Below are 25296 nucleotides of genomic sequence, written 5' to 3'. Positions count from 1 at the left end.
TGAAAAGGATTCAATCGCTCCATGATCATCGAACGCATTCAGCTACATCTCATTGAACTACCCCTGGCCCATCCCTTCGAAACCAGTTTCGGCAGGGAACTGACCCGCTTGTGTATCCTGGTTTCCATGCAGAGCCAGGGAGCAACCGGCTGGGGCGAAAGCGCGGCCTTTGGCGGCCCCTGGTACTCCTACGAGACCATCGATACCAACTGGCATGTCATGGAGGACTACCTGGCGCCCATGCTCCTGGGCGAGGATATCCGCTCGCCTGGCGATGTTGTGGCCAGGTTCAGGCCTGTTCGAGGCCATCCCATGGCACGTTCGGCCATGGAGAACGCCGCGTGGGATCTGCTGGCAACGGCCGACTCCCTTCCTCTGGTTACGATGCTGCCCGGCAGTGTTCGCGATCGGGTGCCGGTGGGAGTCAGCGTGGGTATCGAAGAAACGGTGCCGGAGCTTCTGGAGGTGGTTTCAGGGTTTGTTTCTGAGGGGTACCGGCGACTAAAGCTGAAGATCAAACCTGGGTGGGACATCGTTCCGGTGCGGGCTGTGCGCGAGCGCTGGCCCGATTACTTGCTTCAGGTGGATGCCAACTCTGCCTACTCCCTCGACGATATCGAAACCCTGCGGGCTCTGGATGAGTTCGAGTTGCTGCTTATCGAGCAGCCTTTGCATCACGATGATATCGTCGATCATGCCCTACTCCAGCAGCAGATCGAGACAGCCATCTGTCTCGATGAAAGCATCCATTCACCGATGCACGCCCGCTGGGCGTTGGATCTCGGCGCCTGCCGGAACGTCAACATCAAGGTGGGAAGGGTTGGCGGCCTGAGCGCAGCCATCGAGATCCACGACCTGTGCCTGGCGCGAGGCGTGCCCGTCTGGTGCGGGGGAATGCTGGAGACAAACGTGGGCAGGGCGGCCAACGTTGCGCTGGCCACCCTGCCCACGTTCACCTTGCCGGGCGATATCTCTGCCTCGGCTCGCTACTACAAAGAGGATATTGCCGAACCCAACTTCGAACTGAACGGAGACTCAACCATCTCGCTGCCCGATGGGCCCGGACTGGGGGTCACGGTGGATGTCAGGCGGCTTGAGGCGCTGCGTCTGCGGCACCTGGAATTATGTTAGTCATCGATGTTACGCAGTTCTACCGACCGAGGACCGCTGACTGCCGAGCGTTGACCGCCGTCAGCCGTCCGTGGTCCGCTGTTTTCCGACCACCGTTCACCCACCACCAGCGCCAGCTGGGCCATCGGAAGAACCATGGCTGCCACCACAGACGCCACAGCCAGGGTCGCCACCAGGGGCGCCAGAGCCACCAGTTGCCCCACCACCAGGGCCAAAGACTCCAGCGACAGTGTCGCCACCAGGGCCACCAGAAGCCACCCCACCACCTGGGCCAACGGTACCAACCGGTCCAGCCGTACCAGGGACCCCACCACCATGTGCCCCACCACCCGGGGCGCCAGGGACGCCACCATGGCCACCCGCAACGGCCGCCCCACCAGGGCCACCATCCCCAGCCAGAAGCCCAGTCGCCAGCCGGTCCAGTTGGACCAGAACCAGGGCCACCACCGGCCGCCCCACCACCAGGGCCACCACCAGCGCCACCACCAACCGCACCACCAGGCCCACTTGAGCGGCCACCACCAGTGCCAGTGCCACCAGCCGCGCCAGTTGAACCACCACCAGGGCCACCACCAGCCGCCCCACCACCATGGGTACCACCACCAGCCCCATCCGATCGACCATGGCCACCACCACCAGTTGCCGCCCCACCACCATGGCCACCAGGCGTTGCCCCAGTAGGGAAGCCACCAACCTCCCCACCACCAGCGCCACTGCCACCACCACCAACCTCCCCAGAAGGGATTGGCGGGCCACCACCAGCGCCACCACCACCAACGCAGGCCAGCCCAGCCCCAGGGACTGTACCACCAGCCCCACCAGGCATAGGGCACGTAGTCGACCGGTCCGCTGAGCCACCACCAGGGACGCCAGAACCACCACTGCTCGCCGGTGGGATCGGTGTAGGTGGCCGGGTTGTTGCCGACGTAGCCGTAGAGCGGCATCACCTCAAACAGTTCCAGTGGGTTCTGCCAGCAGGCAACGCATGGGGCTAGGATGAGCCCTTCGTAGATGGGATCCTTCTGCAGGAAACGGCCGTCGTCGGGATCGTAGACGCGGGTGCGGAAGTCGTAGAGGTCGCTGGCCGGGTCGCGCCATCGCCCTGTGAAGAGGATGTCGTTGGGCAGCGTGCCCGATTCAGCGAAAAGTTCGCCAAAGGCGGTGTACTCGTAGTCGTTCCAGACACCCCCGAAGGGATCGATGATCTGCCGTGTCGAGCCCAGCGCGTCCCGAAGGTAGAAACTGGGTTCCAACATCGACGGATCGAAGCGGGCCAGCGCTTCATCGATCTCCTGGCCAAACAGGTAGGTGCTCTCCAGGGAAGGGATGCCCAGCGAATCGACCGCGTACTCGGCGACCACGTTGGGACCGTCGTAGAGATAGGCCTTGCCATCTCCCAGGATAGCATCCCGCGCATAGATCTTGTTGCCCAGGCCATCGTAGGTGTAGACCGTCGGCGTACTGACCGCCGGTTCCCAATAGGAGACCAGGCGCCCTTCCGCGTCATATTCGAGATCCTCTAGGACACCCGCGGGAGGAGGCAAGATCAGGCTTTCCCGGTGCACCAGGTTGCCGTTGTCGTCATGTATGTAGAGGATGGTGTCATCCAGGGCGCCGGCAATCTCCTTCAATTCTATCTGGCCGGCCGCGTTGTGGACATAGGTGATCAGGTCGTTGCCGTCCGTCTCGCTGATCCGGTTGCCAACCGGATCGTAGGAGTAAGTCGTGTCGTAAAAAACCAATCCCGGCGGATGGGCCTCTAGTCGCCTCTCGCCGCTCAGCCGGTTCAGGCCATCGAATTCATATTCGATCTGGTGTTGGAGACCGTCTTTGGTCACCAATTCGGACGTGCGGTTGCCATCCTGGTCGTAGCTGTAGTCATATTGGGAAAACAGGGTGCTGCAGGCCAGGTCCCAGCAGTGTTGAATGGACTGGAGCCGGCCGGCGGGGTCGCGACCGTAGGAGGAAAAGGCGGAGAGGGAGGCTTCGCTGCTGAACTTGGACCCGACGAGTTGGCCTGCCGGGCTGTAGTCCTTTTCCGCTACCGCTGTGGCAAGTCCCTCTGTGCGGGTGATGGTCACCAGGCGGTTGTTTTCATCCCACAGTTGTTCGACCATGATGGGCCCGGAGGTGTCGGGCAGGATATACTCTTTGTGGTGGGGATTGCCAACTTCGTCGTAGTGGTAATCGATACCGTAGCTGAGGGTCGGAGAGATGAGACCCGAAACCTGGATTACCTGGTTGCGTTCGTTGTAGTCGAAGTCTGTGCTGGCTTCCAGCAGGCCACCTGCTGCAAAGGACTCGACCTTTTCCACGTTGCCCATGGCGTCGTAGAGCTGAGATACGTAGCTGCCATCAGCATAGTCGGTGCGTCCCAGGCGGTTCAGGTCGTCGTAGCTGTAGGCGATACCTGTGCCGTCGGGCAAACTCTTGTGCATCAGGTTGCCCAGCGGGTCATACTCGTAGCCGGTGGTGTTGCCCAGGGGATCGGTGCTGCCTATTAGCCGATCATAGTCGTCGTAGTCATAGTTCCAGTTGAATCCGTTGGCGTCGATCATCTCAAAACGGTTGCCCATCGCGTCATATTGGAAACTGACCTCAGCCAGCAATCCATCGCTGCCCAGTTTGCGTTCTGTGAGGACGCGACCGAGAGAATCCAGGTCGAACTCGATGCGCAGGCCCTCGGGGGACTCAAGCGCTGTCCGCTGGCCGGCAGCACTGTACTCCAGCAGGGTGATCTCGTTCAATGGATTGGTGACGGTGATCAGGTTGCTCGTCTCGTCGTAGCCAAAGTTGGTAGCGTTGCTGTCGGGATCGGTGACGACGAGCAGGTTACCCAACTCATCGTAGTCCATCTGGGTGACGCCACCCAGCGGGTCGTGCACGGCGGTGATTCGATTGCCGTGATCGTATTCGACCTGGGTAATGTAGCCCCGGGCGTTGCTCACGCTGATGACATTGCCCACGGCGTCGTATTCGTAGCCAGTGGTGAAGCTGCGCGCATCGGTGTCAGTGATTTTGCGTCCGGCATCGTCGTACTCGGAAGATTCGATGCGGCCCAGGGCATCCACCACGGACAGCATTTCCCCTGCAAGGTTGTATTCGTACTGGGTTGCAATTGTGCCATCCGGGTTGGTGACTCGCAGGACGCGGCCGGCGCGGTCGAGTTCAAAGGTCGTCGTGTGTCCGTTGGCATTGGTGACGCGGCGGGTCAGGCCTGGATCATCGTAGCTCAGCTCGGTAATCTGTGGGAAGAGGGCCGTCGTGTTGGCGGTCACCGTGATGGGACGGTTGAGGGCATCGTAGTCGATGCGGGTGATGCGACCCATTGGATCTGTGACTTGCATCAGCCGGTCGGGATCGTCGTATTCGTAACGGGTGACGTTGCCCAGGCTGTCGGTAACCGAGAGCTTGTTGCCGCGGCCATCGTAGCCGTAGCCGGTTGCATTTCCATCCGGATTGACGGAAGTCACCAGGTTGCCGACGTTGTCATAGACCATCACCGTCTCCCGGGGACCCGGGCCGGGAGGCGCAATGATCCTGGTCTGGCGGTCGAAGTCGTCATATTGGAAAGTGGTCAGGTGTCCGGCGGCATCCGTCTCCTCGATCCTGCGGTTCAGGAGATCGTAGCCCATGTGGGTGATGTTGCCAGCATTATCCTCGGTCTGGATCAGGTTGCCGTTAGGATCGTAGACGTTGGTGGTCACGCGACCTGCGGCGTCAGTGATCTCCACGGGCTGGCCCTGGCTGTTGTTGACGAACTGGGTAGCGTGGCCCATGGGATCGATCATGGTTTCCAGGTGACAGGTTGCCGGATCGTAGACATTCTCAGTGGTGCGGCCCATGGCATCGGTGGTAGTTCGCACCTGGTTGCAGGCGTCGTAGGTGAAAAGCGTCTCCAGCCGGGTTGGATCAGCCGGATCGGGGTGGGCCGATTCGATGCGCAGCAGGTTGCCTCGTTCGTCGTAGCCGTAGTCGTTGCCGTCGGGACCACCCAGGTGGGCCAGGTTGCCGCGGCCATCGTAGACATAGGCGATAGTGTGACCGGTGGCAGCCTGGACGATCTGCTGGATCTTGCTCATGGGGCTGTAGTGGTACTCCGTCAGCCTGCCGATGGCATCCATGACATGGGTGATTCCCGGCCCCGGATAGCCGTAGGCCTGGGGGTGAGATGTGTCGGGAAGACGCAGAGTCATCAGACGGGAGTCCGCGTCGTAGTCGTATTCGGTCGTCGCACCCATCGCGTCGGCTTGTTGCATCAACAGGCTGGTACCAAATTGGTAGGCATAGTCTCGCCAGGGTACGCCGTATCGGCTCACGGAAATAAGGTCGCAGGAGCTGTTGTCATAGAGATAGTTTACCTCGCGTCCGGTGTGGTCGGAGACTTGCTCGATCACCGGCATGGGGCAGACGGTCATATCGTAGGAGAATTGCAACGTGTTGCCGCTGGTATCACCGGCGTCCATCAGAAGGCCGTCTGGAGCGTAATTGAGCACATAACCGCTGCCGTTGCGGTCGAGAACGCTCTGCAGTTTGCCTGCAATCGGATCTGGGATCAACGGGGAGAAGAAGGTCTTGACCAGGCCCTCGCGGGTGTGAAGTTCAAAATCGCCGCTGGGCAGCGCAACGATCTCGCTGTAGATGGCATCGGCCGGCGGTCCCTCCCACAGCCAGTAGGCTGGATCAACCTGGTAGCAGTAGCTGTTGAAAGCCGCAGCCACCACCTGGATATCCCGGATGTTCACCTGGCCATCGCCGGCGGGCGGAGGCTCGACATCGTAGATGGCCTCGAAGCCAGGATCGCCGAGGGCGGTATTCCAGTGTTCGGCTGTCAACTGAATATCGATCACATCGATCTGGCCACGAGAGCGATTCACATCCTGCCGGCAGGTGAGGGGATAGCTGATTACCTCACCGTCGCCCTTGTGCAGCGCCAGGTCGCCTTCCGGACCAAAAGTAATATAATCGTTGAGATTGTGGGTCCACTTGCGCCCCAATGGCGTGTAGAGCGAGAGGTCGGGATCGGCCTGGCTGTTGTAAACCGGCTGCAGCGCAAAGGTGGGTCCCTGACCGTTGAACTGGAAGTGAATGTCGCCGATCAGGAGATTGCCGTTGGTGACGTTGACACCGTCCACCATCTGGACCGGGATATCGGCCGGGTTGCCATTTTCTGCGCGGCCCAGCCCGAGCCCATTTCTTCCTGGTGGGGGACTGGAAACAGGTTCCGGCAGCGGTGCGGACGCTGTTTCACCTGCGGGGGCGGCCAGACTGAGGGATGTACTGAGCAGTGATGCGATGATGAGCAACGTAAGGATCAGGTTGAGCCGGTGTTTTCGAACGATCATGGCAACCTCCAGCAGGTGATGTCCAGGGTTTCATGCCGAGGGAACGGTTCGGGGATTAAGCCTGTACTTCGACAGCAGGAAACGGTGTAACTCCCCTCTTGGTTAAACGGATTCCGGGGCCGTTTGTGGCATATGTTTCGAGCAGTCGCAGCGCCGTTGCAATTCGCAGAGAGATTTGACAGCCCCTGGAGCGGCTGATACAATGTTTTGGTTGTGCCGGATCAGCATGTGTGTTGAACTGCGCGAACGGGTCAAATGACATCCTGAGCTTGTCGAAGGGCGGCATTTGACCCGTATTTTCCGCTTAAGTGCGTAACTCCGGTGAGTAAATCATGGGAAGTCATTCTGCCGAAGGTATTCAGGTGTCACAAAAAAACCTTGAGCAAAAAACATTTCGAGTGGTGTTCCAGCCTGCCGGCCGGCGGGAGGAAGTGACCGCCGGTACGTCGTTGCTGGTTGCCGCGCGCCAGGCAGGCGTCGAGATCGAGTCTATCTGTGGTGGACGCCAGACCTGTGGTAAATGCCAGGTGCAGATCGAAGAGGGCAGTTTTGCCCGCTACGACATTCGTTCTTCCCCCGATCATGTGAGTGCTGAATCGGAACGGGAACGGGATTACCACGAACGCAAGGGTCTCAAACCCGGATGCCGTCTCAGTTGCGCAGCGCTGGTTGAGGGTGATCTTGTCGTGACCGTGCCCGAATCCAGCCGGGCCCACAAACAGGTTGTGCGTAAGGATGTCACCGAGCGCGCTATTGAGGTCAATCCGACCATCCGGCTGTGCTATGTCGAACTGCCCCCGGCCAGCCTGGAGGATGAACGAAGTGACTGGGCGCGCTTGCGGGATGAACTGGAAGAGCGCTTTGATCTGGAGGGGCTGAGGTTCGATTCCGTGGTTCTTGCCACGATCCAGCCTGCCCTTCGCAAAGGGAGGGGCAAGGTAACCGCCACGGTCTGGCAGGAAAAAGAGGTGATCCGGGTTCAATCCGGTTATCATGAACAGGCTTATGGTGTCGCTGTCGATGTGGGCACGACCACGCTGGTCGCCCATCTGACCGAACTGCGCTCGGGTCAGGTCCTGGCCACCGAAAGCGCCATGAATCCCCAGATCAGCTTCGGCGAGGACCTGATGTCACGGATTTCCTTCGTCATGGAGCATGGCGATGGATTGGATCGGCTGAATCGGGCCGTGGTGGATGCTCTCAGCGGTCTTGTGGCAGACGCGACGGCTTCCGCCGACATCGTTGCGGCCGACGTGGTCGACATGGTGGTCGTGGGCAATACCGTCATGCACCACATCTTTCTCGGCATCAGCCCCGAGGAGTTGGGCGGGTCTCCCTTTGCGCCTGCGATCAAGGTAGCGCTGGATATCAAGGCCCGGGACTTGGGACTGGTGGTGAATCGGGGCGCCTATGTTCACGTGCCTCCCATCGAAGCAGGCTATGTGGGTGCAGACAATGTGGCGGCAATCATTGCAGAGAAGCCCTACGAGCGCCGGGATATTACCCTGTTGATCGATGTGGGAACCAATGGCGAGATCGTCCTGGGTAACCGGGACCGCATGCTGTCGGCCTCGTCGCCGACGGGCCCCGCCTTTGAAGGCGCCCAGATTCGCCATGGTATGCGGGCTGCACCAGGTGCCATCGAACGCGTGCGGATCGACCCTGCAACGTTGGGGGTGCGCTTCAAGGTTATTGGCCGGGAGGACTGGATCGAATCGGGTGATAATCCAGCCGGTGACGGACAAAGGCCTGAAGCGATTGATCTATCGGCCAGGCGGCAGGGCGCGTCCCTGCAGGGGGTGATCCTGCCGGCGGGAATCTGCGGCAGCGGGACCATCGAAGGGGTTGCCGAGCTTTTCCTGGCGGGACTGATCGATCCCTCGGGGCGATTCGTCGCAGAGGCGCCCACCTCCCGGCTGAAAAAGGATGGTCTGAAATCCTATTTTGTGCTGGCCTGGGCTCACGAGACCAGCACAGGGCGTGAGATCGTCATCCATGCCGACGATGTTCGGGCTATTCAACTGGCCAAGGCAGCCCTGTATGCCGGTGCCAAACTGCTCATGCAACATTACGGCGTCCGGGAGGTGGACCGTATTGTGCTGGCAGGGGCCTTTGGCTCCTACATCAGCCCAGAGCACGCGATGGTCCTGGGCTTGATACCCGATTGCGATCTCCAACAGGTGACAGCGGTGGGAAATGCTGCCGGCGACGGTGCCTTGATCCTGTTGCTGGACAGGGCAGCGCGGCTTGAAGCAGCTCAGCTGGCTGAGACTATCGAGCATATTCAAACTGCGACCGATCCTGCATTTCAGGATGAGTTTGTAGCTGCTCTCTACCTGCCCCATGTAAAAGATTCACACCCACATCTCGATCCGATCCTGAACGAGGCAATGGCCCAACGGGTCATCGTGCCATCGTCAAATGGCAGCGAAGCGAAAAACCAGATTGGCGCGCGTTCGCGGCGGGCCAGCCGGCGCAGGCGCCAGCAACGCACTGAGAAAGATTGATTGATATGACCGATACTTTTGACTCCCTTCCCGAAGACCTTCAGGAGTTCTACGAGCGGATGCAGGATGATCTTTACGACGGCCTGCGCGACGAGGTTGTGGCGGCTACCAACGACGCGTTGGACGAGCGAGGTCAGACACCGGGACAGGTTCTCGAATATGGTCTGATCGGCGGCATGGAACTGGTCGGCGAGGATTTCCGGGATGGCATTCTATTTGTGCCTGAGGTGCTGATGGCGGCCAAGGCTATGAAGGGTGCCATGGAGATCCTGCGCCCATTGCTAACGGAGTCTAAGGAGACGGAGCCTCCGGGCACGGTGGTTATCGGTACCGTCAAGGGAGATATCCATGACATTGGCAAGAACCTGGTGGCGATGATGCTGGAGGGGGCTGGATTCGAGGTCTTCAATCTTGGAATCAACGTGGATGTCGACCAGTTCCTGGCAGCCTTGCGCGAACACAAGGCCGACCTTCTTGGTATGTCGGCACTGTTGACCACAACCATGCCCTACATGCGTGTCGTCATCGAGCGGCTAAAGACTGAAGGACTGCGGGATGAAGTCAAGGTATTGGTTGGTGGGGCGCCTCTGACCGGTGCCTTTGCGGAAGATATCGGTGCTGATGCCTACTGCGCGGATGCCGGTGTTGCTGTGGAGACTGCCAAAGCCCTGATGGGAATCAAAGTGCAGCCGAGAACACGGGACTGAGACGATAAGGGGTAGACGAGGAGAGTATCATGAGTGATCGTCTGTTGGAATATCTCAGCATGAAGCCAGTTGTCATGGGCGATGGTGCAATGGGAACCATGCTTCAGCTTGCCGGGCACGTCGATGGCAGTGCTCCCGAGCTTTGGAATGTGACCCATCCTGCTGTTGTTCGGGATGTCTATCAGGGTTATGCCGACGCAGGCAGTGATTTTATTACATCCAATAGCTTCGGTGGCACACGCTATCGCCTGAAGCTACACAATCTGCAGGATCGGGTTTTCGAATTGAACGAGGCGGCAGCAGCGCTGGCCCGTGAGGTTGCGGGCGAGTCGCGGCTGGTCGCCGGTTCGGTGGGCCCGACGGGCGAAATGCTCGAACCACTGGGCACGATGACTTTCGACGAGGCGCGTGAGGCGTTCGCCGGGCAAGTGGCCGGGTTGGCAGCTGGCGGCGCCGATTTCATTTTGATCGAAACCATGAGTTCCCTGGACGAGGTGCGCGCCGCCATCGAGGGAGCACGCCAGGCGTGCGACCTGCCAATCGCAGTAACGATGACCTTCGATACCAACTACCGCACCATGATGGGTGTCAGCCCTGCGCAGGCTGTCGCAACCCTGCACGAGTGGGGCATTACGGTGATAGGCGCCAACTGTGGCAACGGACCTGACGAAATCGAACGCATCATTTTTGAGATGAGCCAGGCCCGACCGGAGGGTGTGGTGTTGATGGCGCAAAGCAACGCGGGTCTGCCTTTCTGGCAGGATGGTGCCATCTCCTACGACGGAACGCCAGAGGTGATGGCAACCTACGCACTTCGAATGCGGGCGCTGGGCGTCGATGTGGTAGGCGCGTGCTGTGGAAGCACACCGGAACACCTGCAGGCCATTCGTGCTGCCCTGGATGGCCCGCCGCTGGAGGACTACCAGCCCCCTGTCGATGCGGTTGCCGGGACCGGCGCCGGTCCCGAGAGTGCCAAACAGCGCGGCGCGCGGCGATCCAGGCGGAACCGGAGCCGGGTGTAACGGGATGTCATCCATGGACAATGTGCTTGCCAGAGTGCAGCGCCGAGACTTCATTTTGCGGGTCCTGTTGTTGTTGACCGCACTCTTTCTCGCCCTGATTTTCGCCAACATGGCGGCGTCCCTTTTTGGGGTTTACAAGATGCCCGCGGGTGTGCCTATCGACGGCCCGTGGGGCGCGCTGCTTGGCTCCGATCAAGTCACCCGGGGCAGCGACTTGCTGGCACTCCTGGGTGTGGCATTTTTGGGCGGTGCCAGCCTTTCCTGCCTGGTCTTTTTTCTCGAACGGGTTTTCAAGGCTGGCTGGCGCTTTTTGCAGGATGTCACCCGTAAATGACCGCGAAAAGGCGAGATTGCCTGTGTCCTTACCGATGAGTGGAACAATGGACGGTTCCTTTGAGTGGCAGATCACCCGTTGGGACGGTGAGTCAAAACATTCCGTCGAGGGTGCTGTCATCGAGGAGCAGCAGTTCCGTATCCATGTCAATGGTCGCAATCTGGCGACCATCATGTGCACGCCCGTTGAGCTTGAAGCGTTGACGTTGGGCTTCCTAAGGTCGGAAGGCATCATCCAGGGCATGGCGGACATTCAGATACTGCACCTATGCCCCGGCGCTACCTGCATTGATGTATGGTTGAGGGAAGCCGACGCGACCCTGCCCCGGGAGGCAATTCTGACCTCCGGATGCGGCGGTGGTGTGACCTTTGATGATATGAGCCAACTGGTGGCTCCGCTCGATAGGTCCCGGGTGGTATCTCGTGAGGATATCTTGTCCGGGATGCGCCGGCTTCTGGATGGCGCCAGGCTATACCGTGTAACCCGCGGTGTGCACACATCGAGCCTGGACAATGGCAACCGGGTTAGGGTGATCTGCGAGGATGTGGGCAGGCACAATACGATCGATAAGCTTTGGGGAACCTGTCTGAAAAAGGGCATTAACCCGGCGGGTCTGACCCTCTTCGCTACGGGACGTATTAGTTCGGAAATGTTGAACAAGGCAGCCAAGATGCGGGTTCCGGCAGTCGTCAGTCTGACTTCACCGACCAGCCTGAGCGTGCAGTTGGCTCAACACTGGCAGATGCTCTTGGTTGGTTATGTACGATCTACCGGTTTCAACGTATACGCTGGCGATTTTCGACTGATCTGACTGCCCACGATGATTGCCTTTTCTCTGTCCGAGTTGTGATGGAATGCATGATGGATCGCAGATATCCGCTGATAACCGCAGATCAGATATCAGAAAAGACCTGCGATCTCTGCGCCGGAGGCCTGTGAATTCAGCGGTGAAATCAAAGGATCAAGACCATCGATGAGTGATTTCCCCGACCGAGGGCAAATGTCGGCCGCGATCAATAGTGCGCGGCGGGAACTGATGCGAACGCTGCTGTTCCTCACCGAACAGGAGACAACTGAGATCACGTTGCATCAGGATTGGAACGTGCGCGATGTCTTCAGCCACATCACTGCGCGCGAATGCACAGCGCTGGTAGCTGTGAGACATCTCGTTGAGGATGGTGACCCGTGCTTTCGTGACCCGGTGGACGAAATCGAGTTCAATCGAAGTGCCGTGCGGCGGCGTCAGGATTTTCCCGCAGATTCCGTCCTGGACGAGCTCGACGGCATCCGAAGGCAACTGCTTGGCTATCTGGAGGAGTTGCCGGACGCTGATCTCTATCGTACGTTTCCCATTGGCCGGACATCGCAAGAGCAGAGCGTTGCCGTTGTGTTGCAGAGTCTGGGCAGCCACGACCTGGAGCATGCGGAAGGTCTGTGGCATTGGCGACTCGACCATGATCTCTTGCGACGAGATGACTTTCGCGAATCGATAATCATCGCCCGAACCGACTTACTGGACTCCCTCGGTGGATTGACAGAGGAGATCATGCTCGGCGAAACGGTTTGCGGCCACTGGACCACCCGCGACGTGATGGCCCACGTGCTTAGCTGGGATGAGCTGATGTTGCACAGTGCCGAACATTGGCAGGGAGGACGATCCGGACAGAGGCAAGTGCGCTATGATGACGAATGGAACGAAGCGGAAGTAGAAAAGCGGTCCAACCTGGATGTCATCGCACTGGCCGATGGCCTGGCTACATCGCTTCGCAAAATGGTCATGCTATTCAACGCTGTGGATGATTCCGACTTGATCTTGATGGCGCCGGCGCCCTGGGGCGATCAAATGGCCCTGATCAGCTTCTTCCACGAATGGGCCGTCCACGACGATGTTCACAAGCCAGATCTGCGGCAGCTTCAGGAGGCCTCGGGCATAGCCTGAGGGAATCCTTGCCGTGACAAACCGGTGGGGAAACAAAAACGCCGGGCCTGCGGGCACCCGGCGCATTTTTCTGCAATAAGGTTTTATCAGGACCAGGGCCAACGGGATTCGGGATCAGATTGGGCCTCCTCCTGGTCGGTTTCGTTTTCGATCCCGGCGACGGTTTCTTCGGCGCCAGAAACCTCTTCCGGCGGAGACTCAGTGGCGGGCGCACTATCGATTTCAGCCGGGTCGCTTGCCAGGTTGTCTCCTTCATCGTCGAGGGGTGGCACAATCTCGCTTTCGCTGTCCGGAACGGTGTCGACGGGTGTCTCCTGGGGAACAGGTTCAGCTACCTTTTGATCCTGCGTTGCGACGATGATCTCCTGCGGTTCCGCCAGGGCCAATGGCGTCTCTTCCAGTTGCCCAAGACGGGTAGCCTGTTCGATGGTGAGACCACTCAGGTAGATTGCTGAAAGGGTTGGACCTGCAACGTCGACAGGCATGGACGCCCGGAGGGGAATCTCATCTTTTTCCCATCGCTCGTGCAGGGCTGTGAAGTCCCACTCGGCTGTGATGAGCCCTTCGGTGCTTTCGGTTCCCATCTCTACCAGAATCCCATTGAGGCGGGGGGTCATGCTGATAGGCGCAGCCAGCAGAGAACGACCCAGATAGGGATGTTCGTCACCGGCCGTAAAGGGGTTGTAGCCGACGGAGAAGCTCATCGTTCCGTATACCTGATTCTCCTCAACCCGGGCCAGAAGTCCCTGTCTCATACGGTGGTAGGATTCGGGGTGACTACTGGCGCCAACGGCTATCAGAATTTCGCTGCCCGCGTAGGCCAGAAGGCGCCCTGCTTCAGGGTAAAGGGTATCATGACCGATCAGGATACCGAGCCGTCCAACCGGAGTCTGGATGGCCTGCCACAGCCGGCCTGGCTCGACCATGGGGTGTTCTTCGTCCGGCAAACTCACCGCGCTCTGGCTGCCCAATTGTTCGCCGTTGGGCCCAAACACCAAAGCCATGTGGCGTATTGCACCGTCGGCCGGATCAACCAGATAGCTCGACCCTGCTACGACCGTGATGGCATATCGGCGGGCAAGCTCGCTGAAAAGTGAGACATAGGCATCCCACAGTTTCTCGGGAGACTGAAGCAGGGCACTTTCCAGAGCCTGTCCAAAATCTGCCCGCAGCATCTGGGCCGCGCTGCCGGCCAACCTGGCCCGGGTGCGGGTCCAAAACGAGGTTCGGTGGCGGCGCGCCTTGTCGGCCGCTTTCAGCAAACTGGTCCGCCGTCCCCTGGTGACCATGGCAGCGGCCATCAATCCGCTGTATTGAGGGAATACCAGCAGTCTGACGCGCTTGGTTTGCGCCAGACGAAGGAAGCGCGCCAGACTCTCCTCTACCTCCAGGACATCCTCTGGGAGTCTCATGTTGAGTTGTACACAGCCGACTACCAATTGATCCATCACCCGTCCTCCGTCAATGCTGTCACCGCCTGTTTTGCTGCGGCAAGGCGCAGCAGTGTCCGTTCGCGTCCCAGGATAGTGATCGACTCGAAGAGGGGCGGCGATACGTTGGTGCCGGTTACAGCGACCCGGATCGCCGAGAATACCTGGCGCGGCTTGAGTTCCAACTCGCCGGGCAATTCTCGCAGGGCGGCCTCGACGCTGTCGCTGTCGAACTCTGGCAGGGCAGCCAACGAAGCGGAAGTTTTTTCCAGGATATCAATTGTCTCGGAACGGGATGTTTTCTTGGGCACCAGAAGTTGTGGGTCGGGGTAGTCCGGTTCTCCATCCTCGAAGAGGAATGCCACCATGGGAGCTGCTTCGACGAGGGTACGCATTCGTTCCTTGATCAGGGGCACGGCCTGACGCAGTTCCGGGCGGGAGTCAACTTCTTGCTCGCTCATGTCCAACCCTTGTGCCACGAAGGGCAGTAATTCCAGATATAGATCATCGTCGTCTCGTTCGCGGATATACACGCCATCGATCCAGGCCAGTTTGTCGGCGGGAAAGGCAGCCGGTGATGGTTTGATGCCGTCGATAGCGAACGCATCGATGGCATCTTCCCTGGAGAAAACCTCGGTGCTGTCGTCCAGGCTCCATCCCACATGGGCCAGGAAGTTAAACATGGCATCTGGCAGATAGCCCGCAGCCTGATAATCGCGCATATGCACGGGCACAACGGTGCCATCCTTGCCAATTACCTGGCGTTTGCTCATCTTGCCTTTGCCATTGGGGTTGAGAATGACCGGCAGGTGAGCCCAGACGGGGGGCTGCCAACCGAATGCCTGGTAGAGCAGAACCCCAATGGGCACGCTGTTGAGCCACTCATCACTACGCATGATATGGGTAATGTCCATGAGGTGATCATCGACCACAGCTGCCAGATGATAGGTCGGCCAGCCATCTGATTTGAGCAGAACGGTGTCCTGAAATTCAGCATGATTGAAGGATATCTCTCCCCGGATCGCATCCTGGAAGGTGGTCGTGCCCTCCAATGGCACGGCCAGGCGGATCACGTAGGACCTGCCTTCGGCTTCATATTGGGCGCGCTGCTGCCCGGTCAGGTAACGACAGTGCCGGTCATAGCCGGTCTTCTCTTTGCGCTGACGTTGTTCTTCCCGCACGGCCTGCAACCGCTCGGGGGTGCAGTAACAGCGATAGGCGAAGCCATTGTCGACCAGCCAATCCGCCCACTTGCGGTAAAGATCAAGACGCTGGCTTTGGAAGTAGGGCCCGTAGTCACCACCGACTTCGGGGCCTTCGTCCCAATCAAGGCCCAACCATCTCAACTGGGTAAGGAAATCATCCAGGGCATCTTCCACGTAACGTTTGCGATCGGTATCTTCGATTCGCACGATGAATTGACCGCCGGTATGACGGGCATAGAGCCAGTTAAACAATGCCGACCGCGCTGAACCGATGTGCAGGTAACCGGTCGGACTGGGTGCAAAGCGTACGCGAGCGGGTTTTTCAGTCATAAAACCAGGGTCTCCAGAAGTGGTACGTCACAGATTTCGGATAGGTAAGTAGCAGATGGCAAGCAGTCAATTGGCGAATCGGCGGGCGGTGTTCAGATATTACGCGCTGATTCCTGCAACTGTTTGAGTCTGGCTAACACCAGCGCCTCCGGACTGCGGGCGATGCTGGGAGAAGCGGCTGCCAGGATGATGTGGCGCAGTTTCAAGGCCAGGCCATTCGGAAACTCGGGCAGGTGGGTCAGGTTCTGGCACAGCAGCTGATCACTCACGGCAGCAATCCCCAACAGATCCAGGGCCTCCCGGCCGGTTTCGCTACCTATGGCGTAACTGGTGCCAGCTTCATGCAGCAGGATACCGGCCGTCAATAGATCCAGGTCCAGCTTTGGGTTGACCCGCTCCAGAGGGGCCGCCAACTCCAACAGGGCCATAGTTTGCTCCAGGAGGCCGCCAGGCTTTTCCCGCGGGGCCAGACAGAAGTTTGAAACGAACTCCGTATCGCCAAAAATGGTCTGCAGGAGGAGCCGCAATGGCTGATTCGATATCCGGTCGATTGTCCCATGAATGTCTGCCAGGGCTTGCTGGTCATCGATCCCAACGGGGGGCAGGAATTCGGCAATGGCGAAAGTTCCCTCTTTGGCCGGGATTATCTCGTCGACCCGCAACCTGATCCGCTCTTGATAAAGCTCGGCGCGCCCACGGACGTGCACGATGTCGTTGGCAGAGAGCCATTGGGCAGGTTCCGAGGCATTTTCCCAGATTCGAGCCTCGATCTGACCGGTCTGATCAGCCAATATCAGCAGCAGATAATCACCCTTGTGCTCATCGCGATAGGGTAGAAGCCGCATTTGGACGACACGGAACAGCTCCTCCACGTCATCGTCGGGGCCAATATCGGTAGCGAAGACCTGTTTGCCAGCTTCGCTCATCGTAAAATCATCGTCACTTTCCTACTTCTTTCCCTGCTTCTTCGCCATCTGTTTCTGAACCCGGGCCCATGTGTCCCGCAACGTAACGGTGCGGTTGATCACCAGCCGCTCGGCGGTGGAGTCGGGATCAAAGCAGAAGTAACCCTGGCGCTCGAATTGGTAGCGATCACCAGGCTGTGCGCCGGCCAGGCTGGGCTCGATCTTGCAGTTCCCTAACACCTCCAGGGAATCGGGATTCAGGTTGGCCAGGAAATCCTCTCCCTTTGGCGCGTCGTCGGGATTGGCCTCAGTGAAGAGATGATTGTACAGGCGAACTTCTGCATCCAGCGCATGTTGGGCGGATACCCAGTGGAGGGTTGCCTTCACCTTTCTGCCATCGGGTGCATCGCCCCCTCGAGTCGCAGGATCGTAAGTGCAATGGAGTTCAATGACCTCGCCGGTATCAGTATCCTTGATCACGTCGACGCAGGTGATGAAGTAGGCGTATCGCAACCGTACCTCGCGCCCGGGCGCCAGGCGGTAGAATTTGCGCGGCGGGTCTTCCATGAAGTCGGCCCGTTCGATATAAAGCTCCCGCGAGAAGGGTACCTGGCGGATTCCCATGGACTGGTCTTCAGGATTATTGATGGCATCCAGATGTTCGGTTTGCCCTTCCGGATAATTGGTGATCACGACTTTGAGAGGCCGGAGCACAGCCATGGCGCGCGGGGAGCGCACGTTCAGGTCCTGACGCAGACAATGCTCGAGAAGGGCAATATCCACGATGCTATCGTTTTTCGCGACACCGATACGATGGTTGAAATCCTGGATGGATTCCGGCGTATACCCGCGCCGTCGATGGCCGGAGATGGTGGGCATTCGGGGGTCGTCCCAACCGTCGACGTGTCCTTCTTCGACCAGGCGCCGCAGTTTCCGTTTGCTCATCACCGTATAGGTGAGATTGAGGCGGGCAAACTCGATCTGCTGGGGATGATAAATCCCCAATTCATCAAGAAACCAATCGTAGAGCGGGCGATGGTCCTCGAATTCCAGGGTGCATATGGAGTGGGTGATCCCTTCGATGGAGTCCGACTGGCCATGGGCCCAGTCATACATGGGATAGATGCACCACTGGTCGCCGGTGCGGTGGTGGGTGGCATGCAAGATGCGGTAAAGCACCGGATCGCGCAGGTTGAGGTTAGGGGATGACATATCGATCCTGGCGCGCAGAACGCGGGCACCGTTGGGAAACTCGCCCTTTTTCATGCGTTCAAAGAGCTCAAGATTCTCCGCTACCGAGCGATTTCGGAAAGGGCTATCTTTGCCCGGCTCGGTGAGGGTGCCGCGGTATTGCCGGATCTCTTCGGCGCTAAGATCGTCAACGTAAGCACTGCCTTTTACGATCAGGTCGACGGCCCATTCGTAGAGTTGCTGGAAGTAATCGGAAGCGAAAAGAAGGCGATCTTGCCAGTCGACACCGAGCCAGACAATATCCTCGGTGATGGACTCGACAAATTCCATCTCCTCCCTGGTCGGATTGGTGTCGTCAAAACGCAGGTTGAACTTGCCTGCGAAATCCTGGGCAATGCTGTAGTTCAGCAGGATCGATTTGGCATGACCAATGTGAAGATAGCCATTGGGCTCTGGAGGAAAGCGCGTATGTACCTGCCCGTCAAAGCGCCCGCTTTCGTTATCTTCGATGATGCGCTTGCGAATGAAGTCAGTTGAAGTTCTGGTGTCCGCTGTACTCATGATAGTTTTCCCTCTGGTGTCTCAGGATAAGTACCGAACATTCTAACACAGTTTTTCATTCTCGGTGAAGTGAGGGTTGTGGTATAATGTCCGCGTGTTTAGTGGAAAATTTCTTTGGTGGCCAGGTTTGCTTGCCATCGTTCTGATGTTGCTTTGCTCCTGTGGCCAGGTTGTGACCCGGGCGACTGAAATGCCGGCGCCGACGCCTACGGCAACAGTCACAGCCACCCTGGTTCCAATCGAGCTGCCCAGCAGCACCCCGGCGCCCTATACGGCGCCGCCAACGGCGACGCCGACGATCACGCCCACGCCGGTGATCTACAAAATCCAGGCTGGCGAGAATCTGCATATTATCGCCAGCAGGTTTGGCGTTCCCCATGATCTGCTGCGGGATGTCAATGGCATTGTCGACGAGCGAGCCTTGCAGGTGGGACAGGAATTGATCATTCCCCTGGGAGGGATTAGCGGTCCCATTGAACCCACGGAGACCCCGACCCCCACGCCCCTTCCCATGAAGGTGAAAAACGTATACTTTCACCCCAATCCGGTGGGAGGCCTGTCGGCTCTGGGCGAGGTTATCAACACAAGCACGGTTGAGTTGGAGCAAGTTCTGGTTCAGATGAGGCTGTTCGATAACCAGGACCGCCCATTGATCGCCGGAGATTCCTACACCATGCTGGACGTTGTGGCTCCGGGGCAACGGGCCCCTTTCGTCATCAGATTTTCAGACGTGCCTGCAAGCTTCGCCACTTTCCAGACCGAGGTTCTGTCGGCTGTGCCCGCGTATATCGACCCCATCCACATGGATTTGCAGCCAAGAGGCGTCACGCTGGATCAACCTCCACGCCAACCGCTACGCCTTCATGGGCGGATTGCCAACGTAGGCTCTCATGAGGCGGTTGCTGTGATTGCTGTTGCCACCCTATATGATCCTCTGGGCCGGGTTGTGGGTGCCCGAATCGTCGAGCCGGTGCATAATGTGGTGGCCCGGGGCGGCGAGACTCTGTTTGATGTGGAGTTGGTGCCGGCAGGTCCCGTGTTTAGCTACACGGTCCAGGCTCAGGGACGCCGGCTGATTCCCACACCGCTTTCCGTATCCGATGAGTAGAGGAACCTAATGGATTCGCCCAATCAATGGCCGTTGCGAATGCGGATTCTTCGGGAGATAGATCGCCTGTTGTTTCGCCTTCTTAGCCGACTTGAAGTCCGCGGCGGAGAAAAAATACCCACCTCGGGTCCATTTCTCTTCGTGTCGAATCACCTGCATGTATTAGATCCCCCCATCGGATTCTTGCTGCTCGACCGGCCGATTACCTTTCTTGTCGCCAGCACCTGGGAAAGTACTTTTGGTCTTGGGCACTTTCTACGCTGGACAGAATCGGCCATCCCTGTCGATCGAGGCGGGGCGGATCGCAAGGCGATGGGCGCTGCGGTCAAAGTACTCAAGGGGGGCGGCGCACTGGCAATCGCTCCCGAGGGTACCCGGAGCAAGACGGGCGGGCTTCAGCAAGGACATCCCGGCGTGGCCTACCTGGCTTCCCGAACGGGCGTACCTATCGTGCCTGTCGGGATAAGTGGCCAGGAGAAGGCATTCGCGACTCTGAGGCGATTGAGGCGTCCTAGAATAATCGTGGAGGTGGGTGAACCCTTCGTATTGCCGGGCAGTCCCAACCGCGCCAAGGGTGAGCAACTGGAGGCGTACACCGATCAGATCATGTATCGAATTGCCGAGCTCTTGCCCCCCCAATACCGTGGTGTTTACGCCTTGCCTGAAGCGGATGAATAGTGCCAGTTGTTGGCCAATTTTGCCCACTCCCCAAGACTGAGGGTTTCGGCTCGCCGCTGCGGGGCTACCTCAGCGGCTTCGAGCAGTGCAGTGGCCTGCAAGGGGGTGAGGCCAAGTCCCCCCTTTAACGCGTTGCGCAGCTGTTTTCGTCGCTGGCTGAACCCTGCCCGCACGACCCGGAAGAAATCGTCCTCGGAGGCTACCTGAACGGCCGGGTTCATGCCCACGCGCAAGCGCAGAATGGTAGAGTCGACCTTAGGTGCGGGATAAAAGGCGCCCGCCGGAATCCTGGCCACGATCTCGGGCTTCGCGTAGAACTGCACGCTGATGGCCAGCAGGCTCATGTCCGGGGGCTGTGCCACGATCCGTTGGGCAACTTCCCTTTGAACCGTCAGGACAAGCAGTGTAGGGGGCCGGTCTGTTGTCAGCAGGTGGCGGATTGCCGCCGAGGTGATGTAGTAGGGCAGGTTGGCGACGACCTTATAATCGTCAATGGTGAATTGTCGATGGTCGATGGTCAATTGAGTTGGGGTGAGCTGGAGAATGTCTCCATGGATCACGGTGACATTGGGAGACTGACTCAAGACCTCTTCGAGGGCTGGGAAGAGCTTTTGGTCCAGTTCGATCGCAACCACGTGCCCTGCCCGGGCAGCCAGACGGACCGTCAATGTGCCAACGCCCGGACCCACTTCCAGCACGAGATCGTCGCTTGACAGTTCGGCCGCCTCGACGATTCGATCCAGGTGCACGGGATCGGCCAGGAAATTCTGCCCCAGGCCTTTGCGCGGCTTAAGACCATGGCGCCGCAGCAGATCGCCCAGACGGGTGGAAGGGGTAGTCATGCCGAAGTCAACGGATCCCGCGACCGCGGCAGCAACAGAAACACGCTGTTAGTCATCCTCCAGGCTCAGCACCGTCATGAAGGCATCCTGGGGAATCTCTACGCTACCAACCATCTTCATGCGTTTTTTGCCCTTTTTCTGCCGTTCCAGTAGTTTGCGCTTGCGGCTGACATCGCCGCCATAACATTTGGCGAGCACATCCTTGCGCAGCGGCTTGATGTTGGCCCGGCTGATGACCTTGTTGCCGACGGCTGCCTGAATGGGAACCAGGAACATCTGCCGCGGAATGGCATCCTTCATTTTGCTGACCAGCTTCTGTCCCTTGCGATAGGTGTCGCCACGGTGGACGATGATGCTCAGGGCATCGACAGGGTGGTGGTTGACCAGGACTTCGAGCTTTACCATGTCGGCCGGCCGGTATTCATCAAAATGGTAATCGAGGCTGGCATAGCCGCGAGTGCGAGCCTTCAGATCGTTGAAAAACTCAGTCAGAATCTCGCTCAGCGGTATCTTGTAGCTCAACAGGACCCGCCGCTGATCAAAGTACTCCTGTGAGATAAACTCGCCTCGCTTGCGTACCACCAACTCCATCACCGTGCCGATGAACTCGCTGGGGGTGAATATCTCGATTTCAACCCAGGGTTCCCGAATCTCAAGGATTTCGTTGGGCTCAGGCAGATCGGCCGGGCTGTCGATGACCATCTCCGTGCCATCCGTTCTCGTCACCTGGTATTCGACGCTCGGCGCCGTGAAAATGATGTCAAGCCCATACTCGCGCTCCAGGCGTTCCTGGATGATCTCCATGTGAAAGAGTCCGAGGAAGCCACAGCGGAAACCGAATCCCAGGGCCTGGCTGGTCTCTGGCTCGTAGACAAGAGAGGCGTCATTGAGATGCAGTTTTTCCAGTGCATCCCGGAGCAAGACAAAATCCTCGCTCTCGCTGGGGTAAAGGCCAGCGAAAACCATTGGCTTCATGGCTTGATATCCGGGCAGAGCCTTGTCGGCCGGTGAATCGGTCTGGGTGAGGGTGTCCCCTACCGCCAGATCCCGGACCGTCTTCAGGCCGGTGGCGACATAGCCTACCTCACCGGCGCTCAGCCGGTCGACCGGCGTCATGCGCGGCGAGAAGACACCTATCTCCAGCGGTTCCAGCCCGATCCCTGTCGACATCAACTGCAATGGGGCGGCGTGCTCGACAGTGCCATCGACGACACGGACATAGGCGATCACTCCCTTGAAGGCGTCGTAGTGGCTGTCGAAGATCAGGGCGCGCAGGGGTTGATCGGGCTCTCCCTGGGGTGGGGGCACCTCCTGGACAACCGATTCCAGAACCTGTTTGGCGTTGGTGCCCTCTTTTGCCGATACCCGGACAATATACTCGGCCGGCGTGCCGATCAGGTCTTCGATCTCCTGGGCGACCTCATCCGGGCGGGCCGCGGGCAGGTCGATCTTGTTGATAACAGGGATGATTTCCAGATCGGATTCCATGGCCAGGTAGAGATTGGCAAGGGTCTGGGCCTCGATCCCCTGGCTGGCATCTACCACCAACACAGCGCCCTCGCAGGCCTGCAGCGCCCGATTGACTTCGTAGGAAAAATCGACGTGCCCAGGGGTGTCGATAAGATTGATTTCGTATGACTGCCCATCCTGTGCCTGGAACGCCATGCGGACCGCGGAGGCCTTGATGGTGACCCCTTTTTCCCGTTCCAGGTCCATATCATCGAGCACTTGCTCCTTCATTTCCCGTTCGGAAACGGTACCGGTAATCTGAAGAAGGCGATCGGCCAGCGTGCTCTTGCCGTGATCGATGTGGGCGATTATGCAGAAATTACGAATGTTGTTCAGGTCCACTCTGTTTCTTCCTTTCCATCAACTGACGGCGATTATACCCCAGAGCGCTGCAATCTAAAAGATACAAAGGGGAAGGATGGGAACCCGGCAAACCCTGCGGCCCAAAAGCGCGGCGCCCCGCGTCGCTTTTCGACCAGACTTTTGGGGACAGGCGCATGCCGGCCGCGTCAGTCCCAACAGGGAGCGTGAGTCTTAAAACGGATACGATCTGTTTGCGCCCTTGTAGGGAGTGTGATAAAATCAGCCATTGCCTGTGGTTTGGAGCAGGTTGCTGCCCTTGTATGTCTGAGAATCGTTGTCCCTGTGTCCCACATGATGATCCCTGCTTATTGACGCGGGTTGTTTGTCGTTGCTGTTGTACAGGTTCTCCCATATCTCAGTCTGATGCAGCATTTGCTCAGTCTCTGCCGAAGTAAGTGTCAACATCCTCAGATGGAGTAAGGAAAATGACTAAAGAGAGCATTGTCGACGCCAGCATACCCAGTGCAGGTCGAATCTATGATTATTTTCTGGGCGGTCACCATAACTTTGAGGTCGATCGCCGAGCGGCGGAAGAAATCCTGATTCGCCTTCCGTTTCTTAGCAAGCTATCTCGCTTGCAGCGTTGGTGTCTGCAGGATATCGGCCAAGAGTTAACAGCAGTCCGCGGATTCGACACGATCATTGATTTTGCCTCAGGTCTTCCTACCCAGGACCATCTTCACACCGTAGTTCCATCGGGGACTACGGTCATTTATTCGGATTATGATCCTGTCGTTGTGGAGTATGCCCGGGAGATTCTTGGCGACACGCCCGGAACGTACTTCTTCGAGGCCGATGCAAGGCGACCGGAAGAATTGCTCAACAATCCTGAGATAACGGACATACTGAACGGAAAGCGTGATGTGGCCATTGTGTACTGGGGTGTGGGTGGTTTCCTGACCGACGAGGAGATTTCTTATGCCGCGGACGTGTTCTTCGATTGGGCAGGTCCCACCAGTACCTGGGCATTCAACGCCCAGGGTGCGGAAGGCAAGTCGGATCAGGTCCGTGCCGACGAAGTGCTCCAGATCTATCGGCAGATGGGGACGCCGTTTTATCTTCGATCCTTAAGCCGCTATAAGGAACTTGTACAACCGTGGCGTCCTGATGATCAGGGTTTCGTGAATTTTTTGGATTGGCACAGCTTTGATGAGTCTGTTATTGGCGATGAGGATGTGGGTGTTTTCGGTGAAGCGGGCACAGGATTTGGTGCCTATCTGATAAAATAGGAGTTTTTCTGTGGACGATCGTCGCGACCCTGCAGTTCCTGAGGAACATGTTGATATCGGTGTTTTAGAGTTGGAGCTTCAACATGCGCTTCGCGATACCCTTTTTTCCAGCGGATTGATGATCTCACCTGCCCGGGTGAGACAGATCAGTGCTGAGATGGCCACTTCCTTTTTTTCGTTTTTTGATGGGCGACAAGATGTAGAGACCCGCAACATCGGGGCGCAACTGGCAAACGATGGGCTTGGTTCGGCGTCATTGTTGGCCATGACTGAGGCATTGCGTCGAACCTGCCGCGAGAAATCGAATCCTCTTTCGGACCTTCCCAACACTGCTGGCCAATATTGTAATGCTGTAACAGAGGGTTATATTGAAGCCCGCGAAGAGAATTTACTAAAGGAACAGGAACGCACCTACCAAGCGTTTCTAAGAGCCAAAGAGAGCCGCGCATTGGGGAGCGGCTGACACGACTTGGCTCCGTAAGCGAAACCTTCATGCAGGATAGCGTTGATCGACAGCCTGAGCTTGCTGATCTTATACTTGGGGTCTTGCGTTCGACCCTGTTTTCAGGCCGCGCCTTCATTCGGCCGAGCGACCTGAAACGGCTTGCCGATTCCGAGACAGAGTCATACCTTGCCTTTTTCGCCGATGGAAACCGTGAAGCCGTGGCTGAACACGGCGGGGAGCTCTGCCGGTCCGGTGTAGGGGACGAGGCCATTCTGCAGTTGGGAGAGGTTTTACGACAACACGTTTCATACGATCAAGATCTGATCGCTATGCCCGATCTTCGGATGGCGGAAACCTACCACCGGGCGCTTCTGCAGGGATACTTGATTGCCCAGCGCGATATCATCCTCGAAGAACAGGAACGTATCAGGTTTGCTTTGCAGCAGACTTTGCACCGTTATACGATCCAGGTTCAGACGGCTTCCGAGGTGGCCCAGGCTACGATCTCGACTCTC

Annotated in this window: 19 protein-coding genes; 12 read left to right on the top strand and 7 right to left on the bottom strand. The window is 58.3% G+C overall.

Annotation, left to right across the window (positions count from 1 at the left end; translation table 11 throughout):
* Window positions 1-21 precede the first annotated feature (21 nt).
* Window positions 22-1131, top strand: coding sequence for an o-succinylbenzoate synthase (gene menC, locus U9R25_17210; protein MEA3337638.1), 1110 nt, complete (start codon window positions 22-24; stop codon window positions 1129-1131).
* Here the strand turns inward: menC and U9R25_17205 are convergent.
* On the bottom strand, window positions 1128-6476 hold the full coding sequence (locus U9R25_17205) for an RHS repeat-associated core domain-containing protein (protein MEA3337637.1): 5349 nt from the start codon (window positions 6474-6476) through the stop codon (window positions 1128-1130). The genes menC and U9R25_17205 overlap by 4 nt on opposite strands.
* Window positions 6477-6808: 332 nt before the next feature.
* On the opposite strand from U9R25_17205, the gene U9R25_17200 reads away from it, so the two are divergent.
* The 6 genes from U9R25_17200 to U9R25_17175 all read left to right on the top strand — a co-directional run bounded on the left by U9R25_17200 (window position 6809) and on the right by U9R25_17175 (window position 12985).
* Entirely contained in the window at window positions 6809-8983 is a 2175-nt protein-coding gene (locus tag U9R25_17200; GenBank protein ID MEA3337636.1) for an ASKHA domain-containing protein, read from the top strand.
* 5 nt (window positions 8984-8988) lie between these two features.
* Window positions 8989-9690: a corrinoid protein gene (locus tag U9R25_17195; protein ID MEA3337635.1), complete on the top strand. Its 702-nt coding sequence runs from the start codon at window positions 8989-8991 to the stop codon at window positions 9688-9690.
* 29 nt (window positions 9691-9719) lie between these two features.
* Window positions 9720-10712, top strand: coding sequence for a betaine--homocysteine S-methyltransferase (bmt, locus tag U9R25_17190; GenBank protein MEA3337634.1), 993 nt, complete (start codon window positions 9720-9722; stop codon window positions 10710-10712).
* 13 nt (window positions 10713-10725) lie between these two features.
* A complete protein-coding gene (locus tag U9R25_17185) occupies window positions 10726-11046 on the top strand; it encodes a hypothetical protein (GenBank protein MEA3337633.1) in 321 nt (106 codons plus the stop codon).
* A 46-nt stretch (window positions 11047-11092) separates the two neighbouring features.
* Window positions 11093-11857: a formate dehydrogenase accessory sulfurtransferase FdhD gene (fdhD, locus tag U9R25_17180; GenBank protein ID MEA3337632.1), complete on the top strand. Its 765-nt coding sequence runs from the start codon at window positions 11093-11095 to the stop codon at window positions 11855-11857.
* A 162-nt stretch (window positions 11858-12019) separates the two neighbouring features.
* On the top strand, window positions 12020-12985 hold the full coding sequence (locus U9R25_17175) for a maleylpyruvate isomerase N-terminal domain-containing protein (GenBank protein MEA3337631.1): 966 nt from the start codon (window positions 12020-12022) through the stop codon (window positions 12983-12985).
* Between the two features lie 86 nt (window positions 12986-13071).
* Here the strand turns inward: U9R25_17175 and U9R25_17170 are convergent, their stop codons facing one another.
* The 4 genes from U9R25_17170 to U9R25_17155 form a co-directional block, all read right to left on the bottom strand.
* Window positions 13072-14433 (bottom strand): nitrilase-related carbon-nitrogen hydrolase, encoded by a 1362-nt coding sequence (locus U9R25_17170; GenBank protein MEA3337630.1) that lies wholly within the window; start codon window positions 14431-14433, stop codon window positions 13072-13074.
* On the bottom strand, window positions 14433-15950 hold the full coding sequence (gene gltX / locus U9R25_17165; GenBank protein ID MEA3337629.1) for a glutamate--tRNA ligase: 1518 nt from the start codon (window positions 15948-15950) through the stop codon (window positions 14433-14435). Before gltX ends, U9R25_17170 begins: the two co-directional genes overlap by 1 nt.
* Window positions 15951-16042: 92 nt before the next feature.
* Complete coding sequence (locus U9R25_17160) at window positions 16043-16876, bottom strand: OB-fold nucleic acid binding domain-containing protein (protein MEA3337628.1); 834 nt, start codon at window positions 16874-16876, stop codon at window positions 16043-16045.
* Window positions 16877-16897: 21 nt separating this feature from the next.
* Entirely contained in the window at window positions 16898-18607 is a 1710-nt protein-coding gene (locus U9R25_17155; protein MEA3337627.1) for a glutamine--tRNA ligase/YqeY domain fusion protein, read from the bottom strand.
* 127 nt (window positions 18608-18734) lie between these two features.
* On the opposite strand from U9R25_17155, the gene U9R25_17150 reads away from it, so the two are divergent.
* Both U9R25_17150 and U9R25_17145 read left to right on the top strand, forming a co-directional pair.
* Complete coding sequence (locus tag U9R25_17150; protein ID MEA3337626.1) at window positions 18735-19715, top strand: LysM peptidoglycan-binding domain-containing protein; 981 nt, start codon at window positions 18735-18737, stop codon at window positions 19713-19715.
* A 9-nt stretch (window positions 19716-19724) separates the two neighbouring features.
* On the top strand, window positions 19725-20393 hold the full coding sequence (locus U9R25_17145; GenBank protein MEA3337625.1) for a lysophospholipid acyltransferase family protein: 669 nt from the start codon (window positions 19725-19727) through the stop codon (window positions 20391-20393).
* Here U9R25_17145 and rsmA read toward each other — a convergent pair.
* A complete protein-coding gene (rsmA, locus tag U9R25_17140; GenBank protein MEA3337624.1) occupies window positions 20366-21235 on the bottom strand; it encodes a 16S rRNA (adenine(1518)-N(6)/adenine(1519)-N(6))-dimethyltransferase RsmA in 870 nt (289 codons plus the stop codon). The genes U9R25_17145 and rsmA overlap by 28 nt on opposite strands.
* A 48-nt stretch (window positions 21236-21283) precedes the next feature.
* Window positions 21284-23086: a translation elongation factor 4 gene (gene lepA / locus U9R25_17135; GenBank protein ID MEA3337623.1), complete on the bottom strand. Its 1803-nt coding sequence runs from the start codon at window positions 23084-23086 to the stop codon at window positions 21284-21286.
* 416 nt (window positions 23087-23502) lie between these two features.
* Between lepA and U9R25_17130 the strand changes: the two genes are divergently transcribed.
* The 3 genes from U9R25_17130 to U9R25_17120 form a co-directional block, all read left to right on the top strand.
* Window positions 23503-24336 (top strand): SAM-dependent methyltransferase, encoded by an 834-nt coding sequence (locus U9R25_17130; GenBank protein ID MEA3337622.1) that lies wholly within the window; start codon window positions 23503-23505, stop codon window positions 24334-24336.
* A gap of 10 nt (window positions 24337-24346) precedes the next feature.
* On the top strand, window positions 24347-24799 hold the full coding sequence (locus U9R25_17125; GenBank protein MEA3337621.1) for a hypothetical protein: 453 nt from the start codon (window positions 24347-24349) through the stop codon (window positions 24797-24799).
* Window positions 24800-24828: 29 nt separating this feature from the next.
* Window positions 24829-25296: hypothetical protein (locus tag U9R25_17120; GenBank protein ID MEA3337620.1), on the top strand; the 468-nt coding region annotated here is incomplete at its 3' end.

The organism is Chloroflexota bacterium, from assembly GCA_034717495.1.
GTDB lineage: Bacteria > Chloroflexota > Anaerolineae > JAAEKA01 > JAAEKA01 > JAYELL01.
Note: the sequence above shows the minus strand (reverse complement) of the source record. Positions and strands in the feature narration are given on the sequence as shown.

What these genes read in the sequence shown, in the direction of transcription:
- U9R25_17170 (MEA3337630.1), bottom strand. Translation starts at nt 14,433, where the DNA reads ATGGATCAATTGGTAGTCGGCTGTGTACAACTCAACATGAGACTCCCA.
- U9R25_17195 (MEA3337635.1), top strand. Translation starts at nt 8,989, where the DNA reads ATGACCGATACTTTTGACTCCCTTCCCGAAGACCTTCAGGAGTTCTAC.
- U9R25_17205 (MEA3337637.1), bottom strand. Translation starts at nt 6,476, where the DNA reads ATGATCGTTCGAAAACACCGGCTCAACCTGATCCTTACGTTGCTCATC.
- U9R25_17160 (MEA3337628.1), bottom strand. Translation starts at nt 16,876, where the DNA reads ATGAGCGAAGCTGGCAAACAGGTCTTCGCTACCGATATTGGCCCCGAC.
- U9R25_17185 (MEA3337633.1), top strand. Translation starts at nt 10,726, where the DNA reads ATGGACAATGTGCTTGCCAGAGTGCAGCGCCGAGACTTCATTTTGCGG.
- menC (MEA3337638.1), top strand. Translation starts at nt 22, where the DNA reads ATGATCATCGAACGCATTCAGCTACATCTCATTGAACTACCCCTGGCC.
- rsmA (MEA3337624.1), bottom strand. Translation starts at nt 21,235, where the DNA reads ATGACTACCCCTTCCACCCGTCTGGGCGATCTGCTGCGGCGCCATGGT.
- U9R25_17155 (MEA3337627.1), bottom strand. Translation starts at nt 18,607, where the DNA reads ATGAGTACAGCGGACACCAGAACTTCAACTGACTTCATTCGCAAGCGC.
- bmt (MEA3337634.1), top strand. Translation starts at nt 9,720, where the DNA reads ATGAGTGATCGTCTGTTGGAATATCTCAGCATGAAGCCAGTTGTCATG.
- U9R25_17200 (MEA3337636.1), top strand. Translation starts at nt 6,809, where the DNA reads ATGGGAAGTCATTCTGCCGAAGGTATTCAGGTGTCACAAAAAAACCTT.
- gltX (MEA3337629.1), bottom strand. Translation starts at nt 15,950, where the DNA reads ATGACTGAAAAACCCGCTCGCGTACGCTTTGCACCCAGTCCGACCGGT.
- U9R25_17145 (MEA3337625.1), top strand. Translation starts at nt 19,725, where the DNA reads ATGGATTCGCCCAATCAATGGCCGTTGCGAATGCGGATTCTTCGGGAG.
- fdhD (MEA3337632.1), top strand. Translation starts at nt 11,093, where the DNA reads ATGGACGGTTCCTTTGAGTGGCAGATCACCCGTTGGGACGGTGAGTCA.
- U9R25_17175 (MEA3337631.1), top strand. Translation starts at nt 12,020, where the DNA reads ATGAGTGATTTCCCCGACCGAGGGCAAATGTCGGCCGCGATCAATAGT.